23 protein-coding genes are annotated in these 21,774 nt (G+C 62.0%); 16 read left to right on the top strand and 7 right to left on the bottom strand.

Features of this window, described 5'->3' with window-relative positions:
* The first annotated feature begins 245 nt into the window (after window positions 1–245).
* The 5 genes from CFI11_RS20285 (at window position 246) to CFI11_RS20265 (ending at window position 7,121) form a co-directional block, all read left to right on the top strand.
* Window positions 246–1,013, top strand: a complete 768-nt coding sequence (locus tag CFI11_RS20285) for a uracil-DNA glycosylase family protein (RefSeq protein WP_130409232.1) — start codon at window positions 246–248, stop codon at window positions 1,011–1,013.
* A complete protein-coding gene (locus CFI11_RS20280) occupies window positions 1,010–1,633 on the top strand; it encodes a LysE family translocator (protein ID WP_174843516.1) in 624 nt (207 codons plus the stop codon). Before CFI11_RS20285 ends, CFI11_RS20280 begins: the two co-directional genes overlap by 4 nt.
* A 3-nt stretch (window positions 1,634–1,636) precedes the next feature.
* Complete coding sequence (moaB, locus tag CFI11_RS20275) at window positions 1,637–2,179, top strand: molybdenum cofactor biosynthesis protein B (protein ID WP_130409230.1); 543 nt, start codon at window positions 1,637–1,639, stop codon at window positions 2,177–2,179.
* A gap of 94 nt (window positions 2,180–2,273) precedes the next feature.
* A complete protein-coding gene (locus CFI11_RS20270) occupies window positions 2,274–3,725 on the top strand; it encodes an efflux RND transporter periplasmic adaptor subunit (RefSeq protein WP_130409228.1) in 1,452 nt (483 codons plus the stop codon).
* Window positions 3,726–3,728: 3 nt separating this feature from the next.
* A complete protein-coding gene (locus CFI11_RS20265; protein ID WP_130409226.1) occupies window positions 3,729–7,121 on the top strand; it encodes an efflux RND transporter permease subunit in 3,393 nt (1,130 codons plus the stop codon).
* Here CFI11_RS20265 and CFI11_RS20260 read toward each other — a convergent pair.
* Window positions 7,067–7,528: an NUDIX hydrolase gene (locus tag CFI11_RS20260; RefSeq protein WP_130409224.1), complete on the bottom strand. Its 462-nt coding sequence runs from the start codon at window positions 7,526–7,528 to the stop codon at window positions 7,067–7,069. The genes CFI11_RS20265 and CFI11_RS20260 overlap by 55 nt on opposite strands.
* Complete coding sequence (locus CFI11_RS20255; protein ID WP_130409222.1) at window positions 7,525–8,325, bottom strand: protein-disulfide reductase DsbD domain-containing protein; 801 nt, start codon at window positions 8,323–8,325, stop codon at window positions 7,525–7,527. Before CFI11_RS20255 ends, CFI11_RS20260 begins: the two co-directional genes overlap by 4 nt.
* 137 nt (window positions 8,326–8,462) lie before the next feature.
* Here CFI11_RS20255 and CFI11_RS20250 point away from each other — a divergent pair, with 137 nt between their 5' ends.
* Complete coding sequence (locus CFI11_RS20250) at window positions 8,463–9,017, top strand: YqgE/AlgH family protein (protein WP_130410102.1); 555 nt, start codon at window positions 8,463–8,465, stop codon at window positions 9,015–9,017.
* Here the strand turns inward: CFI11_RS20250 and CFI11_RS20245 are convergent.
* Window positions 9,014–9,958: an L-threonylcarbamoyladenylate synthase gene (locus CFI11_RS20245; protein ID WP_130409220.1), complete on the bottom strand. Its 945-nt coding sequence runs from the start codon at window positions 9,956–9,958 to the stop codon at window positions 9,014–9,016. The genes CFI11_RS20250 and CFI11_RS20245 overlap by 4 nt on opposite strands.
* 148 nt (window positions 9,959–10,106) lie before the next feature.
* Here CFI11_RS20245 and CFI11_RS20240 point away from each other — a divergent pair, with 148 nt between their 5' ends.
* The 5 genes from CFI11_RS20240 to CFI11_RS20220 all read left to right on the top strand — a co-directional run bounded on the left by CFI11_RS20240 (window position 10,107) and on the right by CFI11_RS20220 (window position 14,157).
* Window positions 10,107–11,813, top strand: coding sequence for an acyl-CoA dehydrogenase (locus CFI11_RS20240; protein WP_130409218.1), 1,707 nt, complete (start codon window positions 10,107–10,109; stop codon window positions 11,811–11,813).
* Window positions 11,814–11,817: 4 nt separating this feature from the next.
* Complete coding sequence (locus tag CFI11_RS20235; protein ID WP_130410101.1) at window positions 11,818–12,861, top strand: MBL fold metallo-hydrolase; 1,044 nt, start codon at window positions 11,818–11,820, stop codon at window positions 12,859–12,861.
* Window positions 12,862–12,864: 3 nt separating this feature from the next.
* On the top strand, window positions 12,865–13,329 hold the full coding sequence (locus tag CFI11_RS20230; RefSeq protein ID WP_130409216.1) for a DUF6173 family protein: 465 nt from the start codon (window positions 12,865–12,867) through the stop codon (window positions 13,327–13,329).
* A 73-nt stretch (window positions 13,330–13,402) separates the two neighbouring features.
* A complete protein-coding gene (locus CFI11_RS20225) occupies window positions 13,403–13,537 on the top strand; it encodes an aa3-type cytochrome c oxidase subunit IV (RefSeq protein ID WP_130409214.1) in 135 nt (44 codons plus the stop codon).
* Between the two features lie 23 nt (window positions 13,538–13,560).
* Window positions 13,561–14,157: a hypothetical protein gene (locus CFI11_RS20220; protein ID WP_130410100.1), complete on the top strand. Its 597-nt coding sequence runs from the start codon at window positions 13,561–13,563 to the stop codon at window positions 14,155–14,157.
* On the opposite strand, the gene CFI11_RS20215 is transcribed toward CFI11_RS20220, so the two are convergent.
* Both CFI11_RS20215 and CFI11_RS20210 read right to left on the bottom strand, forming a co-directional pair.
* On the bottom strand, window positions 14,158–14,490 hold the full coding sequence (locus tag CFI11_RS20215; RefSeq protein WP_130409212.1) for an AzlD domain-containing protein: 333 nt from the start codon (window positions 14,488–14,490) through the stop codon (window positions 14,158–14,160).
* Window positions 14,487–15,203, bottom strand: coding sequence for an AzlC family ABC transporter permease (locus tag CFI11_RS20210; protein WP_130409210.1), 717 nt, complete (start codon window positions 15,201–15,203; stop codon window positions 14,487–14,489). Before CFI11_RS20210 ends, CFI11_RS20215 begins: the two co-directional genes overlap by 4 nt.
* Window positions 15,204–15,251: 48 nt before the next feature.
* On the opposite strand from CFI11_RS20210, the gene CFI11_RS20205 reads away from it, so the two are divergent.
* The 5 genes from CFI11_RS20205 to glp are packed head-to-tail and all read left to right on the top strand — an operon-like array spanning window position 15,252 to window position 19,309.
* Complete coding sequence (locus CFI11_RS20205) at window positions 15,252–16,139, top strand: formate dehydrogenase accessory sulfurtransferase FdhD (protein WP_130409208.1); 888 nt, start codon at window positions 15,252–15,254, stop codon at window positions 16,137–16,139.
* Entirely contained in the window at window positions 16,136–16,756 is a 621-nt protein-coding gene (mobA, locus tag CFI11_RS20200) for a molybdenum cofactor guanylyltransferase MobA (protein WP_130409206.1), read from the top strand. Before CFI11_RS20205 ends, mobA begins: the two co-directional genes overlap by 4 nt.
* Window positions 16,753–17,244, top strand: a complete 492-nt coding sequence (gene mobB / locus CFI11_RS20195; protein WP_130409204.1) for a molybdopterin-guanine dinucleotide biosynthesis protein B — start codon at window positions 16,753–16,755, stop codon at window positions 17,242–17,244. The genes mobA and mobB overlap by 4 nt, the downstream gene beginning before the upstream one ends.
* On the top strand, window positions 17,241–18,059 hold the full coding sequence (locus tag CFI11_RS20190) for a molybdopterin guanine dinucleotide synthesis (RefSeq protein ID WP_254448976.1): 819 nt from the start codon (window positions 17,241–17,243) through the stop codon (window positions 18,057–18,059). The genes mobB and CFI11_RS20190 overlap by 4 nt, the downstream gene beginning before the upstream one ends.
* A complete protein-coding gene (gene glp, locus CFI11_RS20185) occupies window positions 18,056–19,309 on the top strand; it encodes a gephyrin-like molybdotransferase Glp (protein WP_130409202.1) in 1,254 nt (417 codons plus the stop codon). The genes CFI11_RS20190 and glp overlap by 4 nt, the downstream gene beginning before the upstream one ends.
* Here glp and CFI11_RS20180 read toward each other — a convergent pair.
* Both CFI11_RS20180 and CFI11_RS20175 read right to left on the bottom strand, forming a co-directional pair.
* Window positions 19,279–20,490, bottom strand: coding sequence for a YbfB/YjiJ family MFS transporter (locus tag CFI11_RS20180; RefSeq protein ID WP_130409200.1), 1,212 nt, complete (start codon window positions 20,488–20,490; stop codon window positions 19,279–19,281). The two genes, glp and CFI11_RS20180, sit on opposite strands and share 31 nt — an antisense overlap.
* Window positions 20,487–21,635 carry a serine hydrolase gene (locus tag CFI11_RS20175; RefSeq protein WP_165390342.1) on the bottom strand — a complete coding sequence of 383 codons (1,149 nt, stop codon included), beginning with the start codon at window positions 21,633–21,635 and terminating at the stop codon, window positions 20,487–20,489. The genes CFI11_RS20180 and CFI11_RS20175 overlap by 4 nt, the downstream gene beginning before the upstream one ends.
* Between the last annotated feature and the right edge of the window lie 139 nt (window positions 21,636–21,774).

The raw sequence follows: 21,774 nt of genomic DNA, 5'->3' as shown, positions 1-21,774 counted from the left end.
TCTCCGCAGTCTGCGCGCGTCTTATAGTCAGACTGCACAACGGCAGCAAGTCGGAGACTGCCAATCTTCGGGCGTCTGCCGCAGACAGACTTGACGGACGGCCTTATGAGCCGAAGAGGCGATCCTGCCAAGAAGGTCAAGCTAGGGCTCGGATCGCTGCGAAAGCCCGTTCCCCGCCGGCGCAGGTGGGGTGATGGCCGTCTGACCCATTTACCTTGGACAGAAGCGGTTCTAGCTTAGCGGGGATGCAAACGTTGGACCGCCATACCCTGACCGCCATGCTTGAGTGGCAAATTGAACTCGGCGCAACCGAGGCCATCGGCGACGCACCGGTGGATCGTTACACGCTTGCAGCGTCTGCGCCGAAACCGAATGCAAAGCCGTTGTCAGAGCCAAAGTCGGCTCCCGCCCCTATGGCCTTGGCTGAGGATCCCGTCGCGATCGCAAAGGACATGGCCGCACAAGCCGAAACGCTTGAGGCGTTACGCGCGCAAATGGGCGCTTTCGAACATTGTGAGCTCAAGAAAGGCGCGCGAAACCTGGTGTTTTCGGACGGCAGGGCGGGCGCACGCGTGATGATCATCGGAGAGGCGCCCGGTCGGGACGAGGATCGCGAAGGGCGTCCATTTGTCGGACGGGCAGGCCAATTGCTGGATCGCATGCTGGCCGCCGCAGATATGAGCCGCGACCGGGACGTCTATATCACCAATGTGCTGCCTTGGCGTCCACCGCAGAACCGGGATCCGAAGCCCGAGGAAATCGGCATGTTGAAGCCGTTCCTGGAAAGACATGTGGCGCTTGCGGCGCCGGATATCCTGGTGTTGATGGGCAATATCAGTTGTCAGGCCGTTCTGGGAAAACGTGGTATAACCCGATTGCGCGGGAACTGGGTCGAGGCGTTGGGCAAGCCTGTGCTACCGATGTTTCATCCGGCTTATCTGTTGCGCAATCCGGCTGCCAAACGGGATGCCTGGGCCGATCTTCTCGAACTCAAGGTGAGGGTGACGACATGATGCTGCCAGTCGATCCGATCACGCTTCTGGCATTTGTGCCGGCTGTTCTTGCGCTGGTTCTGACACCGGGGGCGGACATGATGTTCGCACTAGCCCAGGGTCTGCGCGGCGGAGGTCGTGCTGCGGTCGCTGCGTCGGCCGGGATCGCGACCGGCGCCTTTGTGAACGCAGCCTTGGCGGGCGCCGGTCTGGGCGCGCTGGTGGCTGCCGCGCCCTGGCTTTTCGGGGTTATCCGTTGGCTGGGGGTCGCTTATCTGCTTTGGTTGGCTTGGAAGACTTTGAACACGCCCCTGACCCAAGGGGGGCGGGCGGTGCGTCCGTCCCGTGCCTTCCGGGATGGACTGATTGTGAACATGTCGAACCCGGCCGTAATCCTGTTCATCCTGGCGTTTATCCCGCAATTCGTGGATCCCGCCCGCGCGATCCTGCCACAATTCATGCTGTTCGGTGGCATCATCGCGATACTTGGCTTCGCCGTGAAAGCCGCCGTTGGCCTGACCGCCGGCGGCATCGGTGCTGCCCTGACGCGCAACCCGACGATCGAACGCGGTTTGCGGATCCTGTCGGCAACCGTATTCGGCGCCCTTGCCGCACGCGTTGCCCTAAGCGCGGGGCGTTAAATCATGAGCCGTATCGACGAAAGCATGGACTTCATTCCGATCCGGATTGCCGTTTTGACGGTTTCGGACACCCGCAGCCTGGACGAGGACCGGTCCGGTCAGGTGCTGGTCGACCGGATCGAGGCGGCGGGCCATGTCGTTGCCGAGCGTCTGATTTTGCGGGATGAGCGGGCGGAGATCTCAGCCCAGCTTCGGACCTGGATCGCCAACCCCGACATCGATGTCGTCATTTCAACGGGCGGCACGGGGCTAACCGGGCGTGACGTTACGGTCGAGGCGCATCGCGACGTCTATGAGAAAGAGATTGATGCGTTTGGTACTGTCTTCACGATCGTGTCGATGAACAAAATTGGCACATCCGCGATCCAGTCCCGGGCAACCGGGGGGGTTGCAGGCGGGACATATCTTTTTGCCTTGCCCGGAAGCCCCGGCGCCTGCAAAGACGCGTGGGACGAAATTCTGAGTCTGCAACTCGATTACCGGCACCGGCCTTGCAATTTTGTCGAAATCTTGCCCCGTCTCGACGAACATCACCGCCGGAAATAGCGGGGTTCAGCGTTAACACCCTTGTGGCTTGGCATTTTTTGGGGGCTCGCTACCTTAATGCCAGGCTGTGTAGAGTGGTAAAGGATAGGCCGGGATGCGCTTTTTGCGCCAAAGTCTGATTGGTGTGTTTCTGGCGTCGGTTACGCTGGCTTTGCTGATTTACGCGGGTCAGCTTGTCTATGGCGCCGTGCAAACGCGCATGGCGGATGATCGGCGTCCACCCTCCGCGCGCGAGAGGGTGTTTGCCGTGAACGTGCAGGTGGCGCAGCTGGAAAGCGTGTCACCCATCCTGACGGCCTTCGGACAGATCCAAAGCCGCCGCACGCTTGAGATGCGGGCCGCCGTCGGCGGTCGTGTGATCCATTTGGCGGACAGTTTTGTGGAGGGTGGCGTTGTCGGGCAGGGCGATGTGTTGGTGGGCATTGATCCGGCCAACCTCGAGGCGGCCTTGGAGCGGGTCAGAAACGATCTGCGGGATGCAGAGGCCGAGGTGCGCGATGCGGATCGCGGGTTGATCCTGGCGCGCGATGAATTGGCAGCGGCGGAGGATCAGGCCAGCCTCCAGGATCGCGCCTTCCAGCGGCAGGTCGATCTGGAGGCGCGCGGCGTCGGCACCGCTGCGTCCGTTGAAGCGGCGGAGCTGTCCGCGGCGCAGGCCCGTCAATCCGTCCTCTCCCGCCGGCAAGCCGAAGCGCAGGCGGAGGCCCGCGTCGATCTTGCGGCAACGCGTCTATCCCGCACCCGGATCGCATTGGAGGAAGCGGAGCGCGACCTTGCCGATACCGAGATCACAGCCCCCTTCAGCGGCAGTCTCAGCGATGTCACCGTGGTCGAGGGACGGCTGGTGTCGCAAAATGAAAAGCTCGCCGAGCTGGTCGATCCCAACGCCCTTGAGGTGTCGTTTCGCGTGTCGACCGCGCAGTTTACGCGCTTGCTTGGTCCGTCGGGCCTTTTGGTGCCTGCACGGGTCGTCGTGACGCTGGATGGTGCGGTTGATCTGCAGACCAGCGGGCAGATCAATCGCGCCAGCGCGGGCGTGGGCGATGTGCAGACAGGACGCCTGCTGTTCGCGCGTCTGGAGCAGGCGCAGGGCTTCAAGACCGGCGATTTTGTGACCGTTTCGGTGGAAGAACCGGTCGTTGACCGGGTCGCGCGCCTGCCGGCTTCGGCTTTGGGGGCGGATGGCGCGGTTCTGGTACTTGATGCCGACGAAAGGCTTGAGATGTTGCCCGTCGATCTGATCCGCCGCCAGGGCGACGATATTCTGGTGCGCGGCCTGGGTCTGGAGGGCCGATCTGTCGTGACCGCACGCACCCCTCTTCTGGCGGCGGGGATTAAGGTGCGTCCGCTGCGTGAGGATGACGGCATCCCGGAGGAACAGGCAATGCTGGAGCTAAGTGAGGAGCGGCGGGCAAGACTTGTCGCCTTTGTCGAAGCCAATACCAGGATGCCGGACGTGACCAAGGCGCGGCTGCTGCTGCAGCTTGCCGAGCCTCAGGTACCAACGCGGATCGTGGAGCGGATCGAAGCCCGGATGGGAGGCTAGGTCATGGCGCGCAACATCCCCGGGGCAGCCAGCGGCATTCTATCCTATTTCACCCGCCACAGGACGGCGGCGAACCTGCTGTTGGTCGTGCTGATCGTGCTGGGCATTGCCGCGATCCCCAACATGCGTGCGCAGTTCTTTCCTGATGTGGTTGTCGACAACGTGACGGTCAGTGTCGAATGGGAAGGTGCCGGGCCCGAGGATGTCGACAGTTCGATCATACAGATCCTGGAACCTTCGCTTTTGGCCATAGACGGTGTTGAAACGTCTGAGTCGATCTCACGCGAAGGGTCCGGCACGATCACGCTGGAATTCGAACCGGGCTGGGAAATGGGGCGCGCCGCCGATGACGTACAATCGACGGTGGATGCGATCACAACGTTGCCCGAGGATGCGGAAGAACCCAGCGTTCGGCGCGGCGCCTGGCGCGACCGCGTCACGGATGTTGTGATCACGGGGCCGATTTCCCCGCAACAACTCGGCCTTTTCGCGGATGAGTTGATTGTTCGTCTTTTCACCGTCGGTGTGACACGCACGACAATCAGGGGCCTTGTCGCGCCTCAGACCCTGGTCGAAGTGCCGTCCTCCAATCTGATCGCGAATGATATCGAGATGTCGGAAATCGCGGCGGCGATTGCCGCCGAGGTGAACGCCGATCCCGCGGGCGACGTCACGGGCGCCAACGCTCGTGTGCGCACCGGCACCGAAAAGCGCACACCTGCGGACATTGCGGCAATCGTGCTGCGCTCCAACCCCGATGGCTCAAAGCTCACGATTGGCGATGTGGCATCCGTGCGGATCGAGGGTGTCGACCGCGTGCGCAGCTACTTTGTCGGTGACGATCCGGCCATGTCGATCCGGGTCGACCGCTCCGAAAGGGGCGATGCCATCGACGTGCAACGGACCGTCGAAGACGTCGTGGCGCAGATGCAGGCGAGCCTGCCGGAAGGGGTGTCGGCCCAACTGATCCGCACCCGGGCCGAAGCGATCACAGGCCGGCTTGATATACTTCTGGACAACGGGCTGATGGGGCTTGGCCTTGTTCTTGCCCTGCTGTTTCTGTTCCTGAATGCCAGAACCGCGTTTTGGGTCGCCGCGGGCATACCCGCCGCGATGTTCGCGGCCATCGCATTGATGTACGCCGCGGGTATCACGATCAATATGATCAGCCTCTTCGGTCTGATCATCACGCTTGGCATTGTGGTCGATGATGCAATCGTGGTCGGAGAGCATGCCGATTACCGGTTTCAGCGTCTTGGGGAACACCCGGTCGTCGCGGCCGAGAACGCGGCCCGCCGGATGGCGATGCCGGTTTTTGCCGCGACCCTGACAACGGTTATCGCCTTTTTCGGTCTCGTCGCCGTCGGCGGGCGGTTCGGCGATCTGATCCGCGATATTCCCTTCACGGTGATCGTGGTGCTGCTTGCCTCACTGGTGGAGTGTTTTCTGATCCTGCCCAACCACATGGCGCATGCTCTCGTTCACGCGGAAAAGACGCGCTGGTACGATCAACCCAGCCGGTTCGTGAACCGCGGCTTTCGCTGGGTGCGCGACAGGTTGTTCCGTCCGTTCATGGCATGGGTGATCTGGGCCCGCTACGCCGTTCTGGCCGGCGCTGTTGTCCTGCTGGCCAGTCAGGCGGCGCTGTTTATCAGCGGTGATGTGCAGTGGCGTTTCTTCAACGCGCCCGAGCGAGGGTCGGTGACCGGCAACTTTGCCATGGCCGAAGGCGCCACCCGCGAGGACACCTTTGAGATGATGCGGGAGATGCAGCGCGCGACAGAGGCTTTGGGCGCTGAATATGCCGAACGTTATGGAACCAATCCGCTTGACTATGTCATGGCAGAGATCGGCGGCAATTCGGGCCGGGGTCTGTCAGGGGTCGAGGCCAAGGATACCGACATGCTTGGCGGTATCTCGATCGAATTGATCGACGCGGATCTCAGACCTTATTCCAGTTTCGCCTTTGTCGGAGAGCTTCAGGACCGTGTGATTCATCATCCACTTGTCGAAACCGTATCCTTCAGGGGATGGCGTTCGGGCCCGGGAGGCGACGCTTTGGATGTCCAGTTCTACGGATCGGATGTCGATACGCTGAAAAGCGCGTCCCAAGCCTTGCAGGCCGCGCTCCTGCGGTATCCCGAGGTTTCGGCGGTGGAGGACAACCTAGCTTATGACAAGGAAGAGCTGATCCTCGATCTGACACCGCAGGGCCAGGCCCTGGGCTTTACGATTGACGCGCTGGGTCGCGCGCTGCGGAACCGGCTGAACGGGATGGAGGCGGCCACCTATCCCGATGGTCCGCGAAGCGCCACGATCCGCGTGGAACTGCCAGAGGGAGAATTGACGGCGGATTTCCTGGAACGGACCCAGATGCGCACACCCGGCGGTCAATACGTACCCCTTGCCGATATCGTGAGTGTCGAACAACGCACCGGCTTTTCGACCGTGCGCCGCGAAAACGGCATTCGTGTTGTTTCGGTGACCGGCGATATCTCCGAAGACAATCCGGAGCGCGCCGAGGAGATCATGCAGGCGCTTGAAGACGAGATCCTGCCGACCATCGCGAGCGAGAAACAGGTGGAATGGCGCCTGTCGGGCCTCAGCGAACAGGAAGACGATTTCCTCAACGATGCCATGACGGGTCTGATCCTGTGCCTGACTGGCATTTTCCTCGTTTTGGCGTGGGTCTTTTCAAGTTGGACCCGGCCGTTGGTCGTGATGGCGATCATACCGTTTGGCCTGGTGGGCACGATCTTTGGACATTTCGTGTGGGATGTGCCGCTCAGCATGTTCACGGTGGTCGGCCTTCTTGGCATGACCGGGATTATCATCAACGATTCCATCGTTCTGGTGACCACGATCGACGAATACGCGCAGGACCGCGGTTTGATCCCCTCCATTATCGAGGGGGCCAGCGATAGGCTGAGACCGGTTCTTTTGACGACGCTGACCACGGTTCTGGGACTGACGCCCCTTCTTTACGAACAATCGCAGCAGGCACAGTTCCTCAAGCCGACGGTGATCACATTGGTCTTTGGTCTGGGCTTCGGCATGGTGCTGGTGCTTTTTATCGTGCCGGCGCTTGTCGCGGTGCAATACGATATCGGTCGCAAAATGACGGCGATGCGGCGTGCGCTGCGCAGCACCAACCGACCGGTTCGCGTGACGGTGAGCGCGGCGCTCGCCGTGTCCATCGCCTGGCTTGCCGTGACCGTCGGCTGGACCGCCGTGACCGGAGGATTGCCTGCGCCGCTTGCAACCCTTCTGCCTGACCTGGACGGGATGAGAGGCAGCCTTGCGCTCTTTATCCCCGGGGCGGTCGCGCTGGTCTTCGTTGTCTATCTGTGCGCGGAATTGGCTGCCGCTTTGTCCAAAAGCGCGGCGCGGCGCTGAACCGCCAGTTCCATCACCTGCAAGACACGGTCGCTCATCTGCAGATCACCCTGTGCAACATGCTCGACAGCAAACCAGCGCGCATCGCTTACATCGTCCGCGGCAACGGGCTCACCGCTTTCATAGGCGCAAAACACGGCGGCCAGCATATAGTGGACCTCAGTGATCCCATGGGCATCTTTGCGAATGACATCAATGTTTGTCAGATAGTCCAGAGGGCGGGCCACAATGCCGGTTTCTTCCCTCAACTCACGCACGGCAGCGGCAAGTGCGGTCTCGCCCATCTCAACATGTCCGCCCGGAAAGCCCCATAATCCGGCATCCGGATTTTTCTTGCGCTGGGCAAGCAGGACTCGGTCTTCATGGATCAAGACGGCAATCGCGCCAAGAAGCGGACGTGAGGTCATTCCGACGTGCATCCGCGAATATCGACGGCATGTTTCTGGCCCAGCACCGTGATCCTTAAAGCTGACCGGTCAAGGGCGAACGGCGTGTGATCGACATGGATCAGGTCGCTTGCCGCCACCAGCGTGCCGCCATGCCGCGTCGCACGCGCCTCGGACGACCAAATATGCGGATCGCCCGGCTCGATAACAGCGACCTCTTTTCCGCCTGCCGGCGGCATCGCGATATGGGCCTCGATGCGCAATCCGTTCGAGGTTGGGGTGATATGGCACGTCGCTGCGGTCACACCGGCCTCTTGCTCGGAAAACGGGCGATTGGCGAGGGCCGCCGCAATGACGGGATTGCTGCCCGCCGTCGGATCGGTCCGGTGATCGAATGAGAGGGTTGCCGGGATACAGATATCCTCGCAAATCCCGATATCCATCTTGCCCTTCAGCCGGACCGCCCGGCCTGAAGCCTGCGGCGTCACCTCGATCGGCAAGACCAGTTCGCGGTCATATCCGATGGATCGCATTCCGTTTTGGTCAAAGACCTTCGGGGTCGGCCAGCTCATCGCCACAGCGCCGAGGTTACGCGATCCTTTCCATGTAAAGCGCGGTGGAATGCCGGCATCGCCGGGCGCGCGCCAATAGGTTTTCCAGCCGTCCGCCATACTCAGCCGGATTGCGACACGCTGTGTGCCATGCGCCGTCGTGCCGCCGTCAAGCACGTCGAGACGGACGATATCGTCCAGGTTCTGAGCGGTCGCGGGCAGGGACAGGCCAAGGCCAACGGCCAGGATTGAAAGCAGTCGTATCATGCCGATTTAGATGGCGGAGCGGCATTGAAATGCCAAGTCACGTTCTGGTCAGCCCGTGCCGCGCCGATCTGCCTGCTTGCACCCGGGCTAGGGTGCCGTCATCCTCGGGTCATGACAAAAAGCGGTAGTCGTGCATGTTGAACCTGACAGGAAAGCTGCTGATTGCGATGCCCGGCATGGGGGATCCGCGTTTTGAACGAGCGGTCATCTATCTGTGCGACCACAGCGAGAAAGGCGCGATGGGCCTGATCGTGAACAAGCCGGCGGACGGCGTGCGCCTGTCTGACCTGCTGGAACAGCTGGAGATTACCCCGGCAGAGGCCGCACGCGATCTGCCGGTCTATTTCGGTGGCCCGGTCGAAAGCGGGCGCGGGTTCGTTTTGCACTCCCGCGACTACCATTCAAGCATTCAGACCCTCAAGGTGGACGAGCGCTTCGGGATGACCGCCACGCTTGATATCCTGGAAGATATCGCCGGGGGGACAGGGCCTGATCACGCGCTGATGATGCTGGGTTATTCGGGCTGGGGCGCGGGACAATTGGAGAGCGAGATATCCCGCAACGGCTGGCTGACGGCGGATGCAAATCCCGATCTTGTCTTCGCGCGCGGCGATGACGACAAATGGAGCGCCGCGCTCAAGACGCTGGGCGTCGATCCGGTTATGTTGTCCGAAACAGCGGGCCGGGCCTAGCGGGGCGCCGCGGCCCGGTTCAGACGGTCGTTGATCGCAACGCCAAGGCCGTGATTGGGCACCGGAGCAACGGCAATCGGCCTGCCCTGCGCATCAAGCGCATGCAGATGAGCAAAAAGATTGGCCGCCGCCTCCACCAGATCGCCGGAGGGAGAGAGGTTCAGATCTCCGTCCACAGCCCCAAAGCCAAGCAGCAGTTCATCCGCGCGCGGCGCTGTCACATTCAACCGAACGGCAGACTGAGGCGCGTAATGTGAGTGCATCTGGCCTGGCGCGGTCAAAGGATCCTTCGATGTGCGCGCTGCCGGGGATGTGCCGAGGACATCTGTGAGCGCCTCCAGCGGTATTCCACCGGGTCGCAAAAGCTGGGGTGCGGATGTCAGCCCCAGGATCGTGGATTCCAAACCGACACCACAGGGGCCATCGTCCAGCACCGCTTCGATCTTGCCGCCAAGGCCGGATATCACGTGTTCCGCGGTCGTCGGGCTGATCCGTCCCGACGGGTTCGCGGATGGCGCAGCGACCGGCCCACCGAAACGCTCCAGCAAGGCGCGTGCCGTCGGTTGCGCCGGAACGCGCAGGGCCAGCGTCGACAGGCCTGCCGTGACCAGATCAGACAAGCCGTGGTTATCTTTTAACGGCAAGACAAGGCTCAGCGGCCCTGGCCAGAACGCCTCTGCCACCTTTTGCGCCATGTCGCTCCAATGGACGTATCTCTGCGCCGCCTCCATGGAGGGCACATGTACGATCAGCGGATTGAACTGAGGTCGGTTTTTCGCCTGAAAGATAAGGGCCACAGCCTTGCCGTTCCGCGCATCCGCGCCCAGTCCGTACACCGTTTCCGTCGGAAACGCGACAAGCGCGCCGCTTTGGAGCAGATGGGCGGCACGCGCGATGTTCTCCGGGTCGGCGCGGAGGATTTGGGTGTCGATCGGTTGCATGATCCTGTGACGCGGCGTTTTGGTTGCGTGCGGTCACGCGCCCGTTTGATATGACGCGCAACACGGTCTCATAGCTTTGGTCCGGGCGGATTCCAAGCGGCTTTGGACCGGCTCTCTCAGCCCGGCCGTTTTGTTAACGAGGATATCAATGCCCTATCGCGCTCCGGTCGCTGAATACGAATTTCTATACAAACACGTTGTCGGCTTTGATCAGGTCGCCGGCACGGATCGGTTTTCAGAGGCGTCCTCCGACGTCGTCACGGCCATTCTGAGCGAGGGTGGAAAGCTGTGCGAAGAGATACTCGCACCGCTCCAGCGTGTGGGCGACACGCAGCCTGCGCGGCTGGAAAACGGTCTTGTGCGTACCTCTCCGGGATTTCCCGAAGCGTGGAAGGCGATCACCGATGGCGGCTGGGTGTCGATCAGTGGCGATCCCCAATATGGCGGTATGGGCCTGCCCATCACCCTGGCAACGGCAGTGAATGAGATGATGGCGGCGGCCTGCCTGTCGCTTCAGATCGCGCCGCTTATGGGACAGGGTCAGATCGAGGCGCTGGAACATCACGCCAGCGATGAGCTGAAAGAGCTTTATTTGCCCAAGCTGATGTCGGGCGAATGGACCGGCACGATGAACCTGACCGAACCGCAGGCTGGTTCGGACGTGGGGGCGCTGCGTACCAAGGCAGAGCCCAACGGCGATGGCACTTACGCGATTTCGGGCCAGAAGATTTATATCTCCTGGGGCGATCACGACGTGGCCGACAATATCTGCCACCTCGTCCTTGCCCGCCTGCCCGATGGCGTGCCGGGCACGAAGGGGATCAGCCTCTTTCTGGTGCCCAAGCGCATCCCAGATGAAAACGGCGAGCCCGGTTTGGCCAACAGCCTCAAGGTCGTGTCGCTGGAGCACAAGATGGGCCTGCATGGCTCACCCACCTGCGTGATGCAGTACGAAAATGCGACCGGCTGGCTGGTGGGTAAGCCCCATGGCGGCATGGCCGCGATGTTCACCATGATGAACAATGCCCGCCTCGGCGTGGGCGGGCAGGGCATCGGGGTGGCCGAAGGCGCCTATCAGCATGCGCTGGCCTACGCGCTGGACCGCAAGCAGGGCGGGAAAGGCCCCATCGCGGATCATGCCGATGTGCGCCGCATGCTGATGACCATGAAGGCCGACGTATTCGCGGCCCGTGCCATCGCCTGTGCCTGTGCGGTGGCCATCGACATGGAAACTGCCACGGGGCATGACGATTGGAGCGCCCGCGCCGCGTTTCTCACACCCATCGCCAAGGCCTTCGGTTCGGATGTCGGCAACGAGGTCGCGGCCACTGGCGTGCAGGTGCATGGCGGGATGGGCTTTGTCGAAGAGACCGGGGCCGCGCAATATGCGCGAGACGTCCGGGTGACCACGATCTACGAAGGCACCAACGGAATTCAGGCGATGGATCTGGTGGCCCGCAAGATGATGGATGGTGGAGAGACCGCCGCCCGGCTGCTGGACGAGATCGAGGCGCAGGCCGAAGAGGTGCGTGCCAAGATGCCCGAGCTTGCCAATCTGGCCGAAGGTGTATGGCAGGCCTCAGAGACGCTGCGCGAGACAACGGAATGGCTGACGGCCCAGACCGCTATGCAAGACCGTTTCGCAGGGGCGGTACCTTATCTGCGCGCCTTTGCCCGCGTGTTGGGGGGACACTATCACCTGTCCGCGGCCATGGCGGATCCAAAGGGTCCCCGCGCCGCGCTGGCACGTTTCTATATCGAGCGTCTTTTGCCGGAACACATCGCGTTGCTGGCCCATGCCCAAAGCGGTGCAGACGGGCTTTACACGCTCAGCCTCGACGAATTGGCGGCCTGAGCCGATGGACGGCGAGGCGCCGGTTCTGCGCTATCCCTGGGACACACCGCCGGAGCGCGGTGAGGCGATCGAGGTGGCACCAGGCGTGTTGTGGATGCGGCTGCCGCTTCCAATGAAGCTCGACCACGTCAACATCTACGCGCTGGACGACGGAGAGAGCTGGACGGTGATCGACACCGGCTTTGCCTCGAAACTGTCCAAGTCGATCTGGACGGAGCTGATGGCCGGTCCGCTTGGCGGCAAGCCGGTTGGTCGCGTTGTCGTCACCCATCACCATCCCGATCACGTGGGCCTTGCCGGCTGGTTTCAGTCAGAGCACAGTGCCGAATTGATCACGACACGCACGTCGTGGCTTTTTGCGCGGATGCTGATGCTGGACGTGCAGACGGAACTGCCGCCCGAGACGCTTTCCTTCTACCGCAGCGCGGGCATGGATCCCGAGATCCTGTCGCAACGCGCCAGCGAGCGGCCGTTCAATTTCGCCGATGTGGTCGCACCCATGCCGCTGGGCTACACCCGGATCAAGCAGGGCGATGTGATCCGCATGGGCGGACGCGACTGGGACGTGCATATCGGCAACGGCCACGCACCCGAACACGCCACCTTCTGGAGCCGCGATTGCAATCTTGTGCTGGGCGGCGATCAGATGCTGCCCTCCATCAGCCCGAATATTGGCGTATACGCGACCGAGCCGATGGCCGATCCCGTCTCTGACTGGCTGGAGGCGTGCGAGCGGCTGTCGGCCCTGGCGCGCCCCGATCATCTGGTTCTTGGCGGGCACAAGCTGCCTTTCACCGGTCTGCCCACCCGGATGCGGCAGCTTGTCGAAAATCATCACGGCGCCCTCCGCCGCCTTCTGGGTCATCTGGACGAGCCGAAAACCGCCGCCGATTGCTTTGCACCGCTGTTCAAACGGACCATCGGCGCGGGGGAATACGGTCTGGCCCTGGTCGAGGCGGTGGCCCATTGCAGCCATCTCTATCAGGCAGGTGACGTGACCCGCGAAATGCGCGAGGATGGGGCCTGGCTCTATCAGCGCGCGGAGTAACGGATGGACAAGATGATCAGCACGGCGGCCGAAGCGGTGGAAAACGCTGCGATCCCGCAAGTGCACGAGGTGCATACCTGCGAAGACACCAAGCCCGCAAAACTCCCTACGGAGATGAAAAAGCCGGTGACCGAGAAAAGCCCAGCGCGCTGGGCTTATGAGCGGTTGATCCTCTATATTCGCAATTTCGAAGAACAGCTCGATGCCGAACACGAGGTGGCGATGGGCTTTGCCGGGGGCGATGCCGGTGTGCTGCGGATCGAGGGGATGGGCTACTTCGACCCCGATATCGTGACGTTCTATGGCAGCGATGCAAGCGGCGCGAAAACCCAACTGATCCAGCACGTCACGCAACTGACCGTGCTGTTGCGGGCCTTGCCCAAACAGCAGCCGGATGCCAAGCCCAACCGGATCGGCTTTCGTCTGGCGGCGGATCTGGGTCAGGACGACACGCCTGCGCCGGAATGACATCGTGACAGGGGCGGGCGAATCCAGTAATTCCGCCCGCAAGCAACCGACATGCGCGAATTGGGAACGCAAAATGGCAGATCATAAACACGGCGAGATGGAAATCTCTGAACAGGTCAAAACCTTCGACGGCTTCATGAAATTCACAATGTGGTCCGTCATCGTGATCCTCGCAATCATCATTCTGATGGCTATTTTCATCACCTGATTTTCAGATGCGGAGGCGGGATGATGCTCCGTCTGCTTTGCGCCGTTCTGGCCTGCGCGGTTTTGGCCGCGTGTAGCACGAAACCCGTTGTCTATGCCGAGGATTCCGCGATTGCGGCGGTGTCCTACCGCGATGGCAGCCCGCCGAGCCTGACGCTGATCACCGTGATCAACAACCGCACCGGGTCGGGCGCGCATACCGGGCTGCTGATCAATGCTTCGGAACGCGTGCTGTTCGATCCCGCGGGGTCGTTTGTTCACAACCGTACGCCCGAGCGTCATGACGTGCTTTACGGCATGTCCCCGGTGATGGAGCAGGCTTACAAAAGCGCCCATGCCCGGAGCACGTTTCACGTGGTCAGCCAGAAGATCATCGTAACGCCTGAGCAGGCTGAGATGGCGTATCGCCTCGCGCTTCAGGCCGGCCCGATCCCGGATGCCTATTGCACCAGTTCGACCACGTCGATCCTGCGTCAGATCCCGGGCTTCGAGAGCTTGTCGAGCACCATGTTTCCCAAACGCCTGATGGAAGATTTCGAGCGTATCCCGGGAGTGGAAACGACGAAATACTACGAAGATGACGACCCGGATCTGCAGGCTGCGTTGCGCGATCAGACCTGATCAGCCGACCAGGTAGAGCATGGCGTAAAGCGTGCCTGCACCTGCGAAAATCGCGGCGAAGACATTTTTCGTTGCCAGACCGGTCACAATCGTCACGAGCGCTGCCACCCCGCGCGGCACATCGAACGCTCCATCCGTTGCGGCGGGCCAGACAACAAGCGGGGCGACAAGGGCAGGCAGGATCGCCACCGCGGTGTAGCGCAGATGCCGCAGGATCCAGGCCGGCATGGGGCGATCGCCGACCAGCCCGGTAAAGACAAAACGCAAAGCAAAACTGCCGATACCCAGTCCGATGATCACGGTCCAAAGTGCGACAGGATCGATGTCGCTCATGCCTCTGCCTTTCGTTGTTCGAGCCAGACTTCGGCCTGCGCGCCCGCCATCATTCCGCAAAGTCCCGCGACGATCAGGCCAAGGTTATAGGGAATGCCCGCCGCCAGAAGCGCGACCACAATGGCGGTCGCTGCCGCGATGACATGTGCGCCTGTCCGCAGCATCGGCGCGATCAGCGCCAGAAATGTAATCGGCAGCGCGAAGTCGAGCGCAAATTCCGGAGGTATCTGCGCGCCGATCACCGCACCGATCAGGGTGAAGGTGTACCACATGGGGCAGACCAGAACGACCGTTCCAAAGAAGTAGGCGATCCTTTCCGGCACGCTCATTTGCGGTGCGCTTTCGAACTTGACGATTGAACAGGCATAGGACTGATCGACCGTGACATAGGCGACAAGGGCCCGCTGCCAAAGCGGGGCCGCGCCGATATAGGGAGTCAGAGAGGCGGAATACATGGCCATGCGCAGGTTGACCGCCAAGGCCGAGGCCAGAACGATCAGCGTCGGCACGTCCTCCGTCATCAGTTGCAGGGCCGTGAACTGCGCGGCGCCGGCGATCACGGCCACGGAAAACATCAGGCTTTCAAAAACGCTCAACCCGGCTTCGGTCGCCAAAACACCGAAAAGCGTTGCGAAAGGCATGATCACCAGAAGAAACGGCGCGCCTGCGCGAAACCCCTCCCAGAAGGCGGATTTGGTGGTGGAGGATGTCATGAGTTGCCCCTATGGTGCCTCCTGCTGAGTAGCGATCTTGGGGAGGGGATGCAATTGGTCCAGGCCAGCGATATCGCGGACATGATCATCGCGCCCGATCCTCGGGCGCCCCGTCTTACGCGGGCGGTCGAAGGCGTTGATCATACGGGTGCTCTGACCGAGATTTCCGTGGTCGAGGAACGTCCGCTCACGATCTTTCTGAACAGTCAGGAGATTGTCACGGCGATGACGATCGGGGATTACCCCGAGTACCTGGCGCTGGGCTTTTTGCGCAATCAGGGCATGCTGCGCCCGGACGACGCGATCACGGGCGTGGAGTATGACGACGATCTTGAAACGGTGATCGTCCGCACCGAACGTCAGACCACGTATGAGGAAAAGCTGAAGAAAAAGACCCGGACCAGCGGTTGTGCCGTGGGGACGGTATTTGGCGATATGATGGAGGGGCTGGAGGATGTGCGCTTGCCAGGGGCTCCGGTCCGCACCTCTTGGCTTTATGCGCTGGCGGCGCGGATCAATCGCACCCCGTCACTCTACCTTGAAGCGGGGGCCATCCATGGCACCGTGCTTTGCCATCAGAACCGTCCGCTGGTCTATATGGAGGATGTCGGACGTCATAATGCCGTCGACAAAATCGCCGGCTGGATGCTGAGTGAAAAGGTCAGCGCCGATGACAAGATCCTCTACACAACCGGGCGCCTGACATCTGAAATGGTGATCAAGACGGCGATGATGGGCATTCCGGTGCTGGCGTCGCGGTCGGGTTTCACCGCGTGGGGCGTCGAGATTGCACGTGAAGTTGGTCTCACACTGATCGGGCGGATGCGCGGGCAGCGCTTTGTCTGCCTGAGCGGTGAGGCGCGGCTGATCCGGGATGCCGATCCTCAAGCCGTGGGCGAGGAAGACCGAAAGCATCGCAGGAAAAGCGCGCGATGAAGCAACCGCTGGGGGTTATTCTGGCGGGCGGGCAGGCGCGGCGGATGGGTGGCGGCGACAAGGGTTTATTGCGCCTCGGCGGTCAGACCATTCTGTCGCGCGTGATCGACCGTCTTGAGCCACAGGTTGCCGGTCTGGCGCTTAATGCGAATGGCGACCCGGCGCGGTTTTCCGAATATGCGATGCCGGTTCTGCCCGACAGCGTCACAGGGTTTGCGGGGCCTTTGGCCGGGGTGCTTGCCGGGCTCGATTGGGCCGCGGAACAGGGGGCAGAGACAGTGGTGACCGCAGCCGCCGACACGCCCTTTTTTCCTTGCGATCTGGTTCCGTGCCTTCAACTGGCTGCCGAGGGGATGGCGCATCCGCTGGTCCTATCGGCGACACCTGACCCAGAGCGCGGCACTGTCCGTCACCCCACCTTCGGCATCTGGCCTGTCGCATTGCGGGATGATCTGCGCGCGGCGCTTGAAGGCGGGTTGCGCAAGGTGGTGCTGTGGACGGACGCTCATGACGGACGCGTCGCGCAGTTTCCCGTCGGCGAGATCGACCCGTTTTTCAATGTGAACACGCCCGAAGATCTGGAACGCGCCGAGGCGTTGTTGAAGAGGAAGGCATGAGGGTCTTTGGCGTTGTCGGCTGGAAAAACGCCGGTAAGACCGGCTTGATGGAGCGGCTGGTGACCGACATCACCGCACGCGGGTTTTCGGTTTCCACGGTGAAACATGCTCACCACGCCTTTGACGTTGATCAGCCGGGAACGGACAGTTTTCGCCATCGCCATGCGGGCGCGACCGAGGTGCTTTTGGCGTCGAACGTTCGCTATGCGCTGATGCACGAACTAAGGGGCGGGGACGAACCGGACCTGAAGGCTCTGCTTGCAAAGCTTTCCCCGGTCGATCTGGTGCTAGTCGAGGGGTACAAGCGTGAAGATCATCCCAAGATAGAGGCTTATCGGCACGAGGCCACCAACCCCCTGATTGCACCAGGGGATCGGTCGGTGCGCGCGGTTGCCAGCGATGTGCCCCTGGATCTCGATCGCCCTGTCTTTGATCTCAACGATACCCCTGCCATCGCTGATTTCATTCTGCAGGAGGTCGGCCTGTGAGTGGTTTTGACCGCTTCGTCATGGTTGATTGGTCCGGGGGCAACGATACCGGCCCACGCCCCCGCAAGGACGCGATTTGGGCCTGCGCGGCGGATGGAGAGCCCGTTTATCTGCGCAACCGCGTGAAGGCCGAGGCCTGGCTGGCGGAGCTGATCGACGCCACGCTTGTGGCGGGGGACAGGCTTTGCCTGGGGTTCGATTTTCCGTTTGGATATCCCGTTGGTTTTGCGGATGCCCTGGTTGGACGGCCCGATCCTCTGAAGCTTTGGGATTGGTTCGAGGCGCATATCGAAGAAAGCCCCAAAGCCAACAATCGCTTTGATCTGGCCGGCAGGATCAATCGCCGTTTTGGTGGGAGGGGTCCGTTCTGGATGAACGCGATGCGGCGCGATGTCGAAGGGCTTCCCCGTACCAAGGCAGATTACGCCAATCCCTTTCCGGATCGCCGGGCGGTGGAGCTTTTGGCAAAAGGCAGCTTTACCTGCTGGCAAATGGGAGGTGCCGGAGCGGTGGGCGGCCAGGTTTTCATGGGGCTTCCCGTGCTTGCGAGACTGAGGCGGCGTTTTCAGGGTCATGTCTCTGTCTGGCCATTCGAGCCTTTGGACCGGCCCATCGCGCTGGTCGAGATCTGGCCGTCCCTGACCCTGGGTGCTGCGCCGGAGGGTATCATCAAGGACGCATGGCAGGTCCGCGAGGTGGCGAGGGGGCTCGCGGATCTCTCCCCGGATGCGCTTTCCCGCGCCCTGGATGTGAAGGCCCCGGAGGAGGGTTGGATATTGGGTGTGCCCGCGATCTGTGAGAGGAAGGCGTCATGATCAAACCACCTCCGCTCCGCAATGATTGCTTTGCCTTGCCGCAGGGCGTGGAATGGACGCCGGTCAGCGAGGCTCTGGCGCATTTGCAATCCCGCCTGACCCCGGTGACGCAGGTCGAGACGGTGGCGTTGTCGTTCGCCTTGGGACGCACGGCGGCCGCGCCCGTGCTGGCCCCCCGGGCCAGCCCGCCTGCCGCCAACACGGCGGTTGACGGCTACGGTTTCGCAGGTCCGGTCCAAGAGGGCGCGCACCTTATGTCACTTCTGCCGGGGCGCGCCGCGGCTGGCGCGCCGTTCAACGGCGAAGTGCCGCAAGGCAAAGCGTTGAGAGTGCTGACCGGAGCTGCGTTACCCAAGGGCGTTGATACCGTGATCCTCGAAGAGGATGTCACGGCGAGCGAAGATCAGATTGCGCTTCACGGCCCACTCAAGCGCGGCGCCAATACGCGCGCTGCGGGAGAGGATGTGTGTGTCGGTGACACGGTTCTGGCAGACGGTCGGGTGATCACGCCGGCCGATCTCGCGCTCTTGTCGTCGGTCGGTGTGGCGGAGGTCGCGGTGCATGCGCCGCTGCGGGTTGCAGTAATCTCGACGGGGGATGAGTTGCGCGAGCCGGGAACGGAGGCCGCGCCGGGCCAGATCTACGATGCGAACCGCCCGATGCTTTTGTCCATGATCGAGCGGTTTGGGTTCAAAGCTGTGGATATGGGGCGCGTCCCGGATGACCGGAACACCTTGCGCGCGACGTTGGATGACGCAGCGATGCAGGCGGATGTCATTCTGACAAGCGGTGGAGCGTCGGCTGGAGATGAAGACCACGTGTCAGCGCTGCTGGAGGAGGCGGGTGCCCTGCAGGAATGGCGCATCGCGATCAAGCCGGGGCGTCCGTTGGCCCTTGCGCTATGGAATGGAAAACCCGTGTTCGGGCTTCCAGGCAATCCGGTGGCTGCGATGGTCTGCACTCTTGTCTTTGCACGTCCCGCGCTTGCCGCCCTGTCGGGACAGGGCTGGACCACACCGCAAGGCTTTGATCTGCCTGCGGCTTTTGAGAAACGCAAGAAGCCGGGGCGCCGGGAATACCTGCGCGCGCGCCTGCGCGGCGGGCAGGTGGAGGTTTTCGCGTCAGAGGGATCGGGCCGGATCAGCGGTCTGAGTTGGGCGGAAGGTTTGGTGGAGATCGAGGATGGCGCGCGCCACGTCCAACCCGGGGATCCCGTGCGCTACATTCCGTTTTCCAGTTTCGGGCTCTGAAGCGGTTTCTGGAATGCCGCGAAACCCGCGCCGGTCAAAAGGACCGTTGACGCGGCAAGGAGGCTGAACCCGATGTCCCCGCTGATATCGCCCAACCAGCCCGCAGCGATGGGGCTGAGCGACTGAGCAACAGCGAAGATCGCGGTGAAGACGCTGATAGATTGCCCCCAGCTGGCCGCCGGCAGGTTTTGCCGGGTGAAGCTGGTGATCGCACCGGGTGCCATGAACACGGAGAGGCCGAAGATGATTGCCGAGGCCACCAGGCCGACGGCATTGGGCATCAGGACCGGAAGAGCCGATCCCAGCGCAATGGTGCAAAGCACCAGAGACAGGGGCCGACCCGAGGCATGGCGCGCAAAGACGCGGCCCCAGACAAACGGCGCGACACTTGTGCAAATGCCGAGCGTGATCCAAACGCCGGCCACCAGCAACGCGCTTGCATTCTGCGCGGTCATCCAGGCGGAAATGAAAGTGAGGTAGACGATGTAGCCCAGCCCGAACATGCCGTAGCCTGCAAGCTCGGCCCACATGGTGCGCAAAGGCAGCGGCACACGTGCCTTTTGATCCGGAGGCGGGCTCCGAAGCGCCCGCGCGGCCCAAAAACAGACGGGCAGGAAAGAGAGGCTCATACCTCCGATGATCACCCAGGCCCAAGGCCAAGCAGCAGATCCGAAACGGTCCAGCATCAGGGGAACCGATGCACCGCCCAGCGCGAGCCCGAACCCGCCGCCCAGTCCGAACAGCAAGGCAACCGCCAACGCGGCGCGCCGCGGGTCCTGGGGAAAGAGTTGCGCGGCCAACAAACCGGCGGTCGAGAAGGAAAGCGCGCCGAACAGTCCCGCCGCGATGCGCCAGGTGCTTTGCCAGATTAGCCCTGTTTCAAGCCCGGTCGCGATGAGTGACAGCGTGGTCGCCACAAAACCGACCAGGAAAAGCCGCCAGGGCGCCAGCAGGCGGATCAGCCAGATCGTCGTCAGTGCTCCGACGATGTAGCCGATTGCGTTGGCTGTATTCAGCCAGCCCGCCTGCGCATAGCTCCAGCCCAGGTCCGTTTGCATCGCAGGCAGGATCAGGCCGTATGCAAAACGGGCAAAGCTGTTGGTCACGCAAACGCCCAAGGCCAGCCCCAGCAGGATCAGCCAGGATCGCATCAGGGCGTTCGCGCTGTCCGCATCGGTCATTTCGACGCGTAAACGGCCTCCTCAAAGGCGGCGTAGGTCTTCAAAAACGGCTCTTCGACGAACGGCAGGGACTGGGTCATGATCACGCCGGCAACATCGCTTGCGGGATCGGCCCAGTAATGCGTGTTCAAAACCCCTGCCCAACTGAGCGATCCGGCTTTCCGGCGCCCCGGGATGTCCTCTTCGTTGCGGACAAAGGCAAAGCTGTGCGTGTGGCGCATGCCCGGGAAGGGATCGACACTGGCCGAAAGATGCGGGGCAACCGTATGCATCGTTTCGAAACAAAGGCCCTGCATCTGGTCTTCCCGCATCAGCTTCATCGCATCTGGGGACAGGATGCGCGTGCCCTCCAACGCCCCGTCATTCAGTATCATGCGCAGAAAGCGCAGGTAATCGGGTGCGGTCGAATAAAGGGCGTGGCCCATGCCGTAGAATTCGGGCTTGGCGGGCGGGCCGAATTCCATGGAACTGAAATTGCCGTCTTCTCCCCTGATCGACAATGTGGCGAGCCGATCCGTCATGCCGTCGGGCTCGAAGACCGTGCTTGTCATCCCCAGGGGATCGAGGATCTCTTCCTTGGTGAACTGCTCCACCGGTCGGCCATCGACCGCCTCGATCACCTGGCCCAGCCAGTCGGTCCCCACACCATAACCCCAGCGGGTGCCGGGATCGAACATCAACGGGTAGCCGAGAGACGCCTTGAGGCCGGTCAACGTCGTCGGGTGCCCGGTTGCCTCCAGAAACTTCGGCATTTCCGTATTCCAGATCTCGTATTCCAGGCCACTTGTATGCGTGGCGAGATGCCGGATCGTGCCGCGTGTTTTTGCGGCCCTCAGAACAGGCTTTCCGTCCGCATCAAATCCATCCAGCACCTGCAGATCATCCCAAGCAGGGATGATGTCACCGATCGGTGTATCGATGCCGAGTTTGCCACGGTCTATCAGGATCATCGCGCCCAAGGACCCAACGGCCTTCGTCATCGAGAAGATGCGAAAGAGCGTCTCCTCATTGGCGGCTTTCCCGTCGGACGCGTCTCCGGCGGCACCACTGAACGTTACTCCGTCCGCATTTGCCGCCATGGCAACCACGAAGGGCACGTCGTTCTGTGCTACGGCACGGTCAAGTACAGTTTGCGGATTGGTCATCATTCTCTCCCCAGGCTGATGATATCCGGCCAACCTATGAGCGTGTGTCCGGTTCTGTCCAATTTTTGGAATGTTAACATGTGCAAGGGCGCTTGTGAGAAATTTCAAACTTTTGCCCTATTTTATTGTAAGATCCCAA

Source organism: Thalassococcus sp. S3, from assembly GCF_004216475.1.
Taxonomy (GTDB): Bacteria; Pseudomonadota; Alphaproteobacteria; order Rhodobacterales; family Rhodobacteraceae.
Note: the sequence above shows the minus strand (reverse complement) of the source record. Positions and strands in the feature narration are given on the sequence as shown.

Excerpts from the sequence above, each read along its gene's own strand:
- glp (WP_130409202.1), top strand. The coding sequence starts at position 18,056 with ATGATCAAACCACCTCCGCTCCGCAATGATTGCTTTGCCTTGCCGCAG.
- CFI11_RS20235 (WP_130410101.1), top strand. The coding sequence starts at position 11,818 with ATGGACGGCGAGGCGCCGGTTCTGCGCTATCCCTGGGACACACCGCCG.
- CFI11_RS20260 (WP_130409224.1), bottom strand. The coding sequence starts at position 7,528 with ATGACCTCACGTCCGCTTCTTGGCGCGATTGCCGTCTTGATCCATGAA.
- moaB (WP_130409230.1), top strand. The coding sequence starts at position 1,637 with ATGAGCCGTATCGACGAAAGCATGGACTTCATTCCGATCCGGATTGCC.
- CFI11_RS20285 (WP_130409232.1), top strand. The coding sequence starts at position 246 with ATGCAAACGTTGGACCGCCATACCCTGACCGCCATGCTTGAGTGGCAA.
- CFI11_RS20280 (WP_174843516.1), top strand. The coding sequence starts at position 1,010 with ATGATGCTGCCAGTCGATCCGATCACGCTTCTGGCATTTGTGCCGGCT.
- CFI11_RS20240 (WP_130409218.1), top strand. The coding sequence starts at position 10,107 with ATGCCCTATCGCGCTCCGGTCGCTGAATACGAATTTCTATACAAACAC.
- CFI11_RS20175 (WP_165390342.1), bottom strand. The coding sequence starts at position 21,635 with ATGACCAATCCGCAAACTGTACTTGACCGTGCCGTAGCACAGAACGAC.
- mobB (WP_130409204.1), top strand. The coding sequence starts at position 16,753 with ATGAGGGTCTTTGGCGTTGTCGGCTGGAAAAACGCCGGTAAGACCGGC.
- CFI11_RS20245 (WP_130409220.1), bottom strand. The coding sequence starts at position 9,958 with ATGCAACCGATCGACACCCAAATCCTCCGCGCCGACCCGGAGAACATC.
- CFI11_RS20215 (WP_130409212.1), bottom strand. The coding sequence starts at position 14,490 with ATGAGCGACATCGATCCTGTCGCACTTTGGACCGTGATCATCGGACTG.
- CFI11_RS20210 (WP_130409210.1), bottom strand. The coding sequence starts at position 15,203 with ATGACATCCTCCACCACCAAATCCGCCTTCTGGGAGGGGTTTCGCGCA.
- CFI11_RS20255 (WP_130409222.1), bottom strand. The coding sequence starts at position 8,325 with ATGATACGACTGCTTTCAATCCTGGCCGTTGGCCTTGGCCTGTCCCTG.
- mobA (WP_130409206.1), top strand. The coding sequence starts at position 16,136 with ATGAAGCAACCGCTGGGGGTTATTCTGGCGGGCGGGCAGGCGCGGCGG.
- CFI11_RS20225 (WP_130409214.1), top strand. The coding sequence starts at position 13,403 with ATGGCAGATCATAAACACGGCGAGATGGAAATCTCTGAACAGGTCAAA.
- CFI11_RS20230 (WP_130409216.1), top strand. The coding sequence starts at position 12,865 with ATGGACAAGATGATCAGCACGGCGGCCGAAGCGGTGGAAAACGCTGCG.
- CFI11_RS20220 (WP_130410100.1), top strand. The coding sequence starts at position 13,561 with ATGCTCCGTCTGCTTTGCGCCGTTCTGGCCTGCGCGGTTTTGGCCGCG.
- CFI11_RS20205 (WP_130409208.1), top strand. The coding sequence starts at position 15,252 with ATGCAATTGGTCCAGGCCAGCGATATCGCGGACATGATCATCGCGCCC.
- CFI11_RS20180 (WP_130409200.1), bottom strand. The coding sequence starts at position 20,490 with ATGACCGATGCGGACAGCGCGAACGCCCTGATGCGATCCTGGCTGATC.
- CFI11_RS20270 (WP_130409228.1), top strand. The coding sequence starts at position 2,274 with ATGCGCTTTTTGCGCCAAAGTCTGATTGGTGTGTTTCTGGCGTCGGTT.
- CFI11_RS20265 (WP_130409226.1), top strand. The coding sequence starts at position 3,729 with ATGGCGCGCAACATCCCCGGGGCAGCCAGCGGCATTCTATCCTATTTC.